Source organism: Shewanella algicola (assembly GCF_014648035.1).
GTDB classification, from domain to species: domain Bacteria; phylum Pseudomonadota; class Gammaproteobacteria; order Enterobacterales; family Shewanellaceae; genus Shewanella; species Shewanella algicola.
In genome coordinates this window covers 1-12,898 of the sequence record NZ_BMQI01000079.1, presented here as the reverse complement: position 1 = coordinate 12,898, position 12,898 = coordinate 1, and the positions used below count along the sequence as shown (strand labels likewise).

The 12,898-nt window shown below is 40.9% G+C and carries 3 protein-coding genes; all 3 read left to right on the top strand.

Annotated elements, in window-relative coordinates; genetic code table 11:
• Positions 1–120: 120 nt before the first annotated feature.
• Entirely contained in the window at positions 121–3,042 is a 2,922-nt protein-coding gene (locus IEY42_RS20755; RefSeq protein WP_229780219.1) for an RHS repeat domain-containing protein, read from the top strand.
• 122 nt (positions 3,043–3,164) lie between these two features.
• The gene (locus IEY42_RS20750; RefSeq protein WP_188927109.1) at positions 3,165–3,530 is read left to right on the top strand and encodes a hypothetical protein; all 366 of its coding nucleotides are present in this window, start codon (positions 3,165–3,167) and stop codon (positions 3,528–3,530) included.
• A gap of 835 nt (positions 3,531–4,365) precedes the next feature.
• Positions 4,366–12,855, top strand: coding sequence for an Ig-like domain-containing protein (locus IEY42_RS20745; protein WP_188927108.1), 8,490 nt, complete (start codon positions 4,366–4,368; stop codon positions 12,853–12,855).
• Positions 12,856–12,898: the final 43 nt, after the last annotated feature.

Sequence of the window (12,898 nt, the reverse complement as noted above, 5' to 3'; positions counted from 1 at the left end):
CGCTGGGGAAGAGAAGTTGCTAACAGCGTCGAAGGCTTTGATGGAGCCTGGAATACGGTTGTTCTAACGTACGATGAACAGGGACGTCAGAAGACTGTTTCTGAACCCAACTCGAGTCTTGTGACTAGCATAGATTACGATGTATTGGGACGGCCTTATCTGGTAACGAGTCCAAATGGGAATGATGTTGAAAAGAGATGGTATGGCAGCGAAACGCAGGAGATTAATGGTTTAGGGCAAATTGCTTACTCTTACCAAAATGCATTTGGAGAGTTAGTTAAAACGGTCGATGAACTCGGTAATACGGTCGAATTTGAGTACGACTCGTATGGGAATTTGCTTTCCGCTACAACGGTGGCCGATGGGAAGTCGAGTGTTATTAGCAATACCTATGATGACTGGGGGCGTAAGCTTAGTACTAACGATCCTATCAAAGGGCTCTGGCAATATACCTATAATGCATTTGGTGAACTCTATACGCAGAAAACGGCTCGACAGCACCTGTTTACCTTTAGTTATGATGTCTTAGGGCGCAAAGTAAGAAGCTACGAGGCTTCTGAGGGGACGCTGTGCTGGAATTATGGTTCAACGGCACATGCAAGCAGTAAAGCAGTAGGCAAGCTGATGTCGACGGCAAAATATACCGCCACTTCTGTCGCGTGTAATACAACGTCATCGGCGTCGACCAAGAAAACATTTACCTATAATCAACTGTCATTGCCTGAGCAGACCAAAACTTATATCAATGGTCAGTGGTATACCCAGACTCAGTCCTATGATAGCTATAGCAGACCCAAAGTGACCACCTACCCTTCGGGTACCAGTAGCTTTGCCGTTGAATCTGTTTATAAGAGTAACGGTTACCTATATTTGCTGCGAAATAACCAAACCAAAGCAAAGTTAAAGCAAATTGATGACATGGATGAACGTAATCATGTGTCAAAACTGAGTTACGGCAACAATGTCATTAGCACTATTGATTATGAAAGTGATACGGGGCGCTTTAGCAGCGTACAAATCACTCACAGTTCAAACCCAAATATTCACTATTCAGGGGTCACTTACGACTTAATTGGTAACGTAAAAACTAGGACTAGCAACTACTCTTCAAAAGTGGGCAGTGGTAGCAATTTTACTGAGTCGTACGCCTATGACGATTTAAATCGTTTGGAACGTCGCACCATCAGTTATCAGGACACTCTTGGTGCGCTACCTGGTAGCTTTAAGTCGACTCAAACTTATACGCTAGATGGCTGGGGTAACTTCAAATATAAGTCTGGAGCTGGTTACTACAAGTATGATGCGGTGAAAGTCCATAAGTTGCTGGGCGTCTACAGTGACTCATCGTTCACGCATGCACTATATAGCTTTAGCTATGATGAAAATGGCAATGTTAAGTCAGATGGTAGCCGTAGCTTTACCTACGGCAGCTACGACAAAGCTACCCAGATAAGTCAAGGTAGCAACTCATCTACAATGTACTACGGTGTGGATAGAGAGCTGTATTTCAAAACCGATAGTCGCGTTGAGCAAGGTAAAAGCACGACTTACCAAACAACTTATCTTGGTAACTATGAAAAGGTTGTTCGTAGTGGTGGTACGGGGGCGCTAACTGAGCACAAGTACTATGTTGCAGATGACGTGATCGTCACACACCGAAGTAATGGTAGCCAATCGTCCTATTATCTTCATAAAGACCATCAAGGGTCGGTTGTTGCGGTAACCGACCAAAATGGCAAGGTAGTGTCGCAAGCAATTTATGACCCATATGGCAAGCGACACAGTATTTATGTCGATAGTTTAATGGCCAACTTCACGGTTCCTGAGCCGACAGAGCGTGGCTATACCGGTCATAAAGAGCTTAAAGGCTTGGACATCATTCATATGGGAGGGCGTATTTACGACCCAACCCTAGGTCGCTTCATGCAGGCAGATCCTTTCATTCAGGCGCCTAAGAATAGCCAGAACTATAACCGCTATAGTTATGTGCTGAATAACCCAATGAGCTATACCGACCCAAGTGGGTACTTTTTTGATAAAATATTCAAAGAGTTTGGCCGGTTCATAGAAAAATATGGTCGTGTAATATTGGCAGCAATCATTACATATGCCACATACGGGGCAGCAACTGCTTGGGGGTTGGGGTCTGCTGCTGCGGGGGCTGTTGCAGGAGCTGCGGGTGGATATGTTGCTACCGGTACTTTGAGAGGGACATTTTACGGTGCTTTGTCTGGAGCTGTATTTGGAGCGATAGGCGCTGAGTTTAATGCAAAATCTGGTTTTTGGGAAACAAATGGATATGGCCACATAGGTTCTCATGCTGTAGCTGGAGGAATCATGTCTGAGTTACAAGGTGGCAGTTTTGGACATGGGTTCTTGAGCGCGGGGTTAACTAAAGCCACTAATGTGAATGGAATTGTTGGGACAACACAGGGAGTGGGTTGGGATGCTGCGAGGGTCGTAGTGGCAGCTACCATAGGTGGAGCTGTTTCTAAGGTAACTGGTGGTAAGTTTGGGAATGGAGCCATTACTGCCGGATTTGCACAAATGTTAAATGGTAACCAGCAGGCGAAGAGAGAAGAATTATCGAATTCACCCTCATGGGAGAATGTAAAGAAAAGCTGGAGAAACCTTAAACGAGAAATGTCTAGGTATGGTGAAGCTATTGCTGTTGGGGTGGGGATTGATTTTGAAATGTGGGATATAGGGTTTAGTGGTGGTGTGGGATACGCTAGGTTTGATTTGGATGGAAATCCTCTTACAATAGAGAAGAGTTCATTTTATTACTACTATTCAAAAGAACAGAGTGGTTTAGATATTGGTGCCCAGGTTGAATATGTCGCAGCCCCAAACCCAGATACTTTTTATGGTGAAAGTTTTGAGGTGGGCGGGAGCACTGGTTTTATCGATCTTTCTGTGGCTAATCCTGCACCATATGATGTCATGACGGCTCCATCTGACCATATATACTCAATAGCAGCTGGCCCTGGTCTAGGTGCTCATACAGCAACTATTGTAACAAAACCAATAATAGAATGGTAAAATTTATGGGTAATGTAGAATTGAGTTCTCTAGGATATAGGGCATATCTTTATTTTCAATTTGTCATATCTGCTTTCTTATATGCATTTGTCCTCATTTTTCTAGGAGGAGTTTTCTTTTGTATGGATTTATCTTTTGATCCCGATTTGAGTATGTTTGTTGAGGAAAGAAAGTTTTTATTTTTTTTGTTTTTGGTGGTTTTTTCAGTTTTTGTTTACTCATTTTATTTTGTTGTTTCAAAATTAGTTGATGTGACTTTGATGGAGAATGGTTTAGTTAAGGTTGATGGCGAGTTTTTTGAGAGGAAGGATGTCAGGTTTAATTGCGAGATTATTATATTTAATCTGAGCGTTGCATCAATTAATGTGGGTGAGAATAAAAAGTACTTTGTTCCTAAAGGAGCGTTTAGCAAAATACCAATGATGATAGTGAAAAAAGCAAAGAATAAAAGAATAAAAATATTTGAGGAGTTTGTTGTCGAGAAATGATTGTTGTCAATTATTTTTTTGGGGGTTTCATTCAAAGTAAATACATAGATACCCATAGTAAGAAAAAGAAGCCACCCATTGTTAATGGCAATGACGCCCACCTTCTACTAGGCTTTGATTTAGCATTAAACATGGAGGTTATGATGCCGCGCCCTCGTGGAAGCCAGATAAGCTGAATTAGTTCTGACCAGATCTGACTGCTCCCTTGTTTTTGGTGCTAGCCCCATTTAATTGGGGCTTTTTCTTGTCTGAAATAGGGTAATGTGACCAGTAGAAGCGCTCAGTGTCTGCCTGCAGATGGTGCAATCAGGGCCAGTGCCGCTAAGCTCAATAATGCATGGGCCCCATACTATTGGTGCACCTTCCTGTAACCTGATTTGTGCAGTTTGACCGAAGCATATGGTGCTTGCCCGCCGTTGGAGTGATTTGGGGCTGAGCTGCTACTGGTGTACTTGATCGCTGCTAGTTCTTGCCACTCGTTATGTCGCGTTGTTAGTGATGCTTAAAGTCTCCGGATGTTGTAAAAGTACATGCCATCATCATGATCTGAAAAAGGCTACACTAATTTGTCAGCTTATGGTTATATTTTATGTCAGGTTATGGTTACATCTTTGTGCTAAGTGATTGAAAGCTAGAAGCAACCTATGTCAGCTTATGCTTCCAGCGACAACTCCCCCCCCCCCCAATTTTTAAAATTCCACGGTAACAGGCTGTCGATAAAGTCAAAAAAACAGCGAAAAAAAAATAGCGTGTCCCAAATGACCTCTGAACCGTCATGAATTACGAAATCTCAGCAGTAAAATAATCTGTGGAATAGTCTATCGCGGAGATTGAGATGAACGGATTGATGAGATTTTTAGCATTATTAATGATATTGGGTGGAATCCCAATGAGTTATGCGTCAAGCAATGCTAATACGTTGATGTTGCCTGAAATAAAAGCGTTAGCATTAGATGAATTGGTTCTGGATCGAAAAGATGAACCTGTCACGGTACTTGAAACCCCCGTGATCACAAATGCTGATGGAAAGGTCGCACAAGGATTGACGAAAGTGAAGGTGTCTCTAGCGAGTGATGCCGAATCTAGTCTTATTGTTCAAGGAAAAGCATTAAAGCCTGGACAGTCAATGACCATTGTTCAAGATTTAACTGCAACTGGGGGCGTGTTAAAGATCCCATTCTATCCAGAAGTATCCAATGTTGCTGGCACAAGTCATTATTCGCTAGATGTTCCAAATATTACAGCTGAGATATGTCCCGATTCATATATTTTAGATTCTACGACGAACACTTGCCAAAAGGTGAACACAGCAAGCCTTTTATATACATGCCCTAACTCAAGCTGGACTAAAACATCTGATCTTTCAAAATGTGTGAAGCTAACAGAAATAGCTAAATCAAGTTGTCCTGAAGGGTTTGACAGCAATGGCGACGGTACTTGCACTAAAACTGAGTATGAAAATACGGTAGCAAAATGTTCAACCGGTTTTACTTACTCAACGTCAAATGACCGTTGTGAAAAAACTATCGTCGTTGTAGCAGATAAGACGTGTTCTGACCCTAGCTATACTTATGTCAGCGCGACAAATGACTGTAGAAAAACGGTTACTAAAACCGTTGATTATGATTGCTTGGCAGGCTTTACTTATAACTCATCATTAAAAGTATGTGAAAGAACATTATCGACAGAGGCCGACCCTCTTTGTGAGACCGGATATTCATATTCTACGGCCAATTCGCGATGCGAAAAAACCGTTTCGCAGGTAGCATCAAGGACTTGTCCATCAGGTTTTACGTATTCCATCGTCAATGACCAGTGTGAAAAGCCATTAACAGAAGCTGCAGATCCAGTTTGTGCAAGTGGTTATACCTATTCTTCAGCTAATTCTCGTTGTGAAAAAACGTTAACTCAAACGGCAAGCAAGGTTTGTGCAAGTGGTTATTCATTCTCTACAACCAATAATCGTTGTGAGAAAACCACAACAAAATCAGCCGATCCAGTTTGTGCGAGTGGTTATACCTATTCTTCGGCTAACTCAAGATGTGAAAAGACGCTTACTGAAACGGCCAGCAAGATTTGTTCGAGTGGATATTCTTACTCTGCAACCAATGATCGCTGCGAGAAAACCACAACTAAATCAGCCGAACCGGTTTGTGCAAGTGGATATACCTATTCCTCGGCCAATTCAAGATGTGAAAAGACGCTTACTCAAACGGCCAGCAAAATTTGTGCGAGTGGTTATACCTATTCTGCAACCAATAATCGCTGTGAGAAAACCCTTACACAATCAGCAGCACCAGTTTGTGCAAGTGGTTATACCTATTCTTACTCAAATTTACGATGCGAAAAAACGTTAACTCAAACAGCAAGCAAGGTTTGTTCCAGTGGATATACCTATTCTGCTACTAATAATCGTTGTGAGAAGACTACGACCAAATCAGCCGATCCTGTTTGTGCGAGTGGTTATTCGTATTCTTCAGCGAATAATCGTTGTGAAAAAATGGTAATGCAAACGGCAAGCAAGGTTTGCGCGAGTGGATATACCTATTCTGCTACTAACAATCGTTGTGAGAAGACTACGACCAAATCAGCCGATCCCGTTTGTGCGAGTGGTTATTCGTATTCTTCAGCTAATTCTCGGTGTGAAAAAACCTTAACTCAAACGGCAAGCAAGGTTTGTGCGAGTGGATATACCTACTCAGCTACTAATAATCGTTGTGAAAAAACCTCAACATTGGCGGCAGATCCCGTTTGTGCGAGTGGTTATTCGTATTCTTCAGCTAATTCTCGGTGTGAAAAAACCTTAACTCAAACGGCAAGCAAGGTTTGTGCGAGTGGATATACCTATTCATCTACTAATAATCGTTGTGAAAAAACCTCAACCAAATCGGCAGATCCCGTTTGTGCAAGTGGATATACCTATTCTTCGGCTAATTCTCGGTGTGAGAAAACGTTAATACAAACCGCGAGTAAAATTTGTGCTTCAGGATACTCGTATTCTTCAGTAAATACCCGTTGTGAGAAAACCACAACTAAATCAGCCGATCCAGTTTGTGCGAGTGGCTATACCTATTCTTCGGCTAATTCTCGGTGTGAAAAGACAGTAACTCAAACCGCAAGCAAGGTTTGCGCGAGTGGATATGCTTATTCATCAACTAATAATCGCTGTGAGAAAACAGTAACGACTACTCCAAATTGTGCATCAGGATATACCTTTAATTCATCGAGTTACACATGCGAAAAAACGGTTACTACTACGGCAGGGTGTGTCAGTGGTGCGCTACAAGACAGTGGCCAATGTCTTGCTAGTGGCAATTTATGTGTAGTATTTAAAGACTACATGAATGATATGATGGGTTTTAACAAATACGCTAGTTCATCATATAAGGCTCCATCAACATGTAAACTTATAGAGTCAAGCGGTGCTTATATTGAAACCGGTCTCAATACATCTATGTATTGTGATTCTTTTAATTCATCAACCGGTATGTGTAGTAACTACGCTGAGTCTAGTTGTCCATCAGGATATCAGAGTGTATCGTCAACATTATGTGCAAAAACAACTACGGTTACACCTACCTGCGCATCTGGATCAACATTAATAAATGGTATGTGCACCCAACTTCTGACGGCCAATTTTTCGTATAATTGCCCTGCAAATTATACACTTAGTGGGAGTTCGTGCTCTCGCTTAGTCACAGCCGCAAATACGTGGGAGTGCTCAGGAAGTGGATATTCACTAAGTGGGTCAACTTGTTCAAAGCTCGAAACTGCTGATTTTTCGTATAATTGTCCATCAAATTATACACTTAGTGGAAGTTCGTGCTCTCGCTTAGTAACAGCCGCAAATACGTGGGAGTGCTCAGGAAGTGGATATTCACTAAGTGGGTCAACTTGTTCAAAGCTTGAAACTGATGCTTTTTCGTACAATTGCCCTGCAAATTATTCGCTAAATGGGGATTCGTGTTCTCGCTTATTAACGGCTGCAAATACGTGGAAATGCTCGGTGAGTGGTTATTCGCTAAGTGGGTCAACTTGTTCTAAGCTTGAAACGGCCAGTTTTTCGTATAATTGTCCATCAAATTATACACTTAGTGGAAGCTCGTGTTCGCGCTTATTAACAGACACAAATACGTGGAAGTGCTCAGGAAGTGGATATTCACTAAATGGATCTCTTTGTTCAAAGTTTGAAACTGCCGATTTTTCGTACAACTGCGATGCAAATTATTCGCTTAACGGGGATTCGTGTTCTCGATTGTTAACGGCCAATAATACATGGAAATGTAATGACGCTCGTTATACCTTAAGTGGTTCAACTTGCAGTTTGTTAGAAGTGCAGCCTTTTAGTTATAATTGCCCTATAAATTATGCACTTAGCGGAGACTCCTGCAGCCAATTATTGACGGTAAACAATACGTGGAAATGCAATGATTCTGGATATTCGCTCAGCGGTGATTCGTGCTCGAAACTTGTCACTACGAATTTTTCATATAATTGCCCTGAAAATTATTCGCTAAGTGGCAGTTCGTGTAGTCGTTTATTAACAGCCACAAATACGTGGAAATGCTCAGATTCTGGATATTCGTTAAGTGGAAATTCGTGTAGTTTGTTGGAAACTCAGCCATTTAGCTACAATTGCCAAGAAAATTATTCGTTAAGTGGCAGTTCATGTAGTCGTTTATTAACAGCCAATAATTCGTGGAAATGCTCTGATTCTGGATATTTGCTAAGTGGCAATTCGTGCAGTCTGTTAGAAACTCAGCCATTTAACTACAATTGCCCAAGTGATTATAGCTTAGAAAATTCTACGTGCAGCAAGCTAGTTTCTCAAGCAAATACATGGTCTTGCGATAGTAATTGGTCGTTATCCGGTTCAACTTGCCACTTTACGGATACGTTAGCATATTCGTTTACCTGCCCCATAAATTATGTGAATCATAATGACGGAAATTGTACACAGTTGCAGAACAAAGAAAACGCTTGGACTTGTCCATCTAATTATGTAAACCACAGTGATGGTTCATGTACGTTAGATCAAACAGCTCCGTATACCTTATCTTGTTCCGACTCAACTTATTCGCCAGATTCAACTACAGAGGTGTGTAATAAGACGTTAACGAACGCTCATATCTATAAATGTGGAGACCCTGCATATACCCTTTCGGGGTCAAGTTGTTCATTGTTAGTTACTGACCAAGAAGAATGGATTTGTGATGATGCTTCATTTGATAAAATTTCAGAAACCCAATGTCTCAAGCAAACCGACACTAACTTAGTGGGCTCTTGTCCTGTTGGATATGTTAAATCCAGTGACGGAAAATATTGTGAATTTAAGGACGTTGTTGCTTACACAGAGAGTTGTTCAGCTTCTTTTGCCTTAAATGGTGGGGAGTGCGTGAAAGATGTTTATTTCACTCCAGTTTGTTCTACCTCATTTGTTGATTCATCATGCACTTGTAATGATGGCATGACGCTTAATACAACGACACTTCAGTGTGAGGGCAATGAAAAAACGCCAGTGTTAAAAAGTTGCCCTGATGGGTATTCAGACCAAAACGGCCAGTGTGAGTATCATAAAACCGTCGATGTTGTTTATGATTATTGTCCACTTGGAATGACGGCTCAAGATGGAAAATGCATTTTAATAGAAGATGTATCAACAACTGAAACGTGTAATACCCCTTATTCGTTACAAAATGGGACTTGCCAATACATAGATTCTCTCCCTGCAGGTTATGTCACAGGCATGGATTCAACAAGCTTCGAAGGAGATATTAAAACTGAGATTTCATCTATAACATTAGGAAATAAAACCTTTGATGCCATTGTTAGTGAGATGTCAGAAATTGCAGTTGATAACGTCACAGGATGTAGATTGGTCGAGTCTGAAGCACTTGCCAAAGGAGCAATTAATAAAGGTGATGTACCTTGCTTTGTAAAATGGACATCTTTACCGGAAGGTATTGCGGGAACAAATGATAAGGTTTCAGGGATATTCCAACAACCTGGAATTCAATCGTTAGAGTATTCATTGGTCGGCTTTAATGGCAATAAAATAACAGAATTTGAAATATCAACAGGGACAATAGATTTAACAGTCACAGAGCCACCCAAACCCGTTATCGAAGATATAACGACTCGCTTAATGGGCCAAGTATTTAGTGGCTTCGAAATGTACAATTACAGTGAAGATAGCCAGTTAAGTTTTACAACTGTATTGGTTGAGCCAAGAACATACATTCAAAAGGTGACCATTGATGGTGTGGGAACATGTAATGTACCTGAAGGAGAATCGTCTTGTACTATTTATAGTGGCGTGGGTTATACGAAAGACTTGGATCAACTTCAATTTGATAGCGACTATAAAATTATAGCGAACAGTAAAATTGGTGGTTGGAATGAATCTGTCTTGCTTACTAAAGACTGGGTTATTCATCATGATTTTCGTGGACCTAATATCGCCTTTACTAATTTCAATCCAACATTAGAGAATGAACCCGTTGTTAATACGGATTTAGGCTTTACGGTTGCGATTGCGGGAGGCGAAGGTGCTGTAGGTATCACGAACTTCAGACCTGAGTTAGCGTCTACCGATACCTGGTGGAAACCGTCTCGCGTGCAATTAGTCTTTACGGCAAAAGAGGGCACTAAAAGTGAGAGTACCATTACGGTAGATGGTAATGAAATCTCATTTGATATTCCTAACAATAACGCTGATTCAAAAACACTCACAAACTCTTCCGTTTTGAATGGGAACTTGGCGAGTGCCTATCCATTTGTAATGACGTCATTAACTCCGGGCGAGTACACCGTTCAAGTTATTGCGAAAGACACTTACAACAATGAAACAATAGAAACTTATGATGATGTTGTAGTCGCTAGGCCATTACCGCAAATCAAAGTGCTTCATAAAGGACGGTCTATCGAGAACCTTTCAAGTGCACAAACTGTCAACATGTTAGATGATTTAACTATCGTTGCTCATAATGGTGTTTTAGGTGAATCGACAATAAAGAGCATTAAAATTGATGGACGCGAAGCATTTACGACAAATAGCGAAAATTATTTTAAAAAGCTCACCGGAGAGAACTTTGGTTTAGAAGCCAACACATCATATGTGATGGATGTTGAGGTCGAAGATAAGGATGGTAGAGTGAGTTCGCTGTCACTGCCATTTAATTATTTACAGATGACGTTTGCGGTAAATCATAACCCTGTAACCGTGATTCAAAAAGTCGAGGATGTTGCATTAACGGTCAATCGAACAAGAGGTATTCAATGTGATTTGTACGGCACAAAAGCTGCGGCTGCGTTGGCGTCAAATGATAATAAGTATGCTTGTTATATTGAATGGTCTGAATTGCCTGATGGCTTAACGCCAACAGTGACAACGTATCAATCAAAAATTTCAGGAGCTGTCAGTGAACTAGGCTTAAACCGATTATCCTATCATGCTTATATTGTTAACAAGACAGGTAGAGTTGCTAAAGTCGGAAGTGAGACATTAGAGTTTGAAGCTATTGCGCCACAGCCTTTGGAGCTCGAATTAGACGACAAGCTGAAATTAAGCGACGGTGTATACAGCCTTTCTATCAATGACACATTGCTAGGCCGATACAACGGTAAGTCTAGTCGTGCAAATGTAGCAGTAAGTTTAAGTAACGAAAATGGCGACGAAAAATTCTATAAGCATAACCAATTACCTTTTGGCGAAACTCAAACATTTTCTGGTTATGCGGAAAAGTTAGGTGACTCGGTATTATGGGACAAAGTGGGGTATACATTAGAAGGCCATTACAGTTTGGCGCCAGAGATTAACATTGTAAAACAATTTGATTTAATTGTTACACCTCACCCATATATGCAAGTGTTGATGGAACTAGATAGTCCCAAATATGCTTCAACTGAAACCATCAGCGCCTCAATTCAATTAGGGCTTCGCAATAATGCGACAGGTCTGTTTGAGTATGATGCTTCGACAATGGGTACCGGTTGGGATGTATATTTAGCGTTCAAAAATGGAACAGATTATGAACCTATAACTGAAACCAAATCGATTGGCGCTACAGGGGAAGGAGTGATTGAGCTTGACGCTAATATTATCTTCGAGCGTAACCAAGCTGTTTATGCAGTAGCAAGAGCACAATCACCTTATCCAGATATCGAGGTGCAACGAGTATCAATTCCGAGAAGCATTACTGTTGTTAAAGGCACAGCGGTTGAAGGTGAGGTTGTTTCACGAGTTGTACAATCAAGAATACCTGCCAACTTTGATGTTAGATTTGATACCGCTTCATATGATGATTTTAGAGTGATGGGTAATATTGATTGGCAAATGCAACGAGCAGATGGTGCTTGGATTTCAGATGACGAACTTGCAGACCGTCAATACATTTCTATCAAATCAACAAGTCCTGAAACGATTAAAATCAGGGCTGTCGTTACAAACAAAGAAACTGGTGTTGTGACTAATTCAGATGAAGTGACCTTAATTAGTTATGATATCCCGAAGATAACGATAGCCGGTTCCAGTCAAGCGATATCAGGGCAGGAAGTTGAATTAATAGCATTGGATAACAGCGATACACCTCAAGGTGATGCGATAGTAGAGTGGTCAATTGATAATGGTGAAACTTGGTTGCAAGCAGATTCTACGTTTAAGTTAACTGTGGCTGATAGCTTGTTAAAAGTGAAAGCCCGGATGAAATATGCGAATACTTCTTCTGAAGTTGAAAGTGGACAATGGAGTGAAGCCATTAAGTATATTTCTGTGACTAAACCAAAACCATTAACGGTCAATGTGGCAAAACCAAGTTTTGTTGAAGTCGGTACTCAAATAGAGTTGAAATTACAAGTTGTCAACCCATTCATTTCAACCGGTGTTGAATCGCAATCTGAATGGGAACTTCCAGATGGAACTGTTATTTCAAATGAATCTACCATTACTTATTTAGTAAAAGAAGCTGATCTGGATGGTTCACAAAGACTGAATTTGAAAGTTAAAGCATGGTTAAAGGGATATAAAGACGTAACGCTTGGTGAGTCAAACATCATCATGAACACGTTTAGTTATACATTCCCAACAGACGATAAATTGAGTTTGAGCATAAACAATAACGTTAAATTCGTTCCTTCAACTGGTTTCGCAACATTGAATATGCCTTATATCAGCGCTCCCGGAGTGAGTTTCGAATATGAGTGGTCATTTGATGAGAACGCTATTGAGAAAACTGGGGGATATGGCAAATCAATGAGCTTCAAGGTGATTCAAGCAGGTGTTCATAAAGTCACATTAACGCTGTCCGATAATCGAGACTGTAACTAATTTTGTGTAACTGCTTATCAAAACGTACTCTATTGAGAGTTTA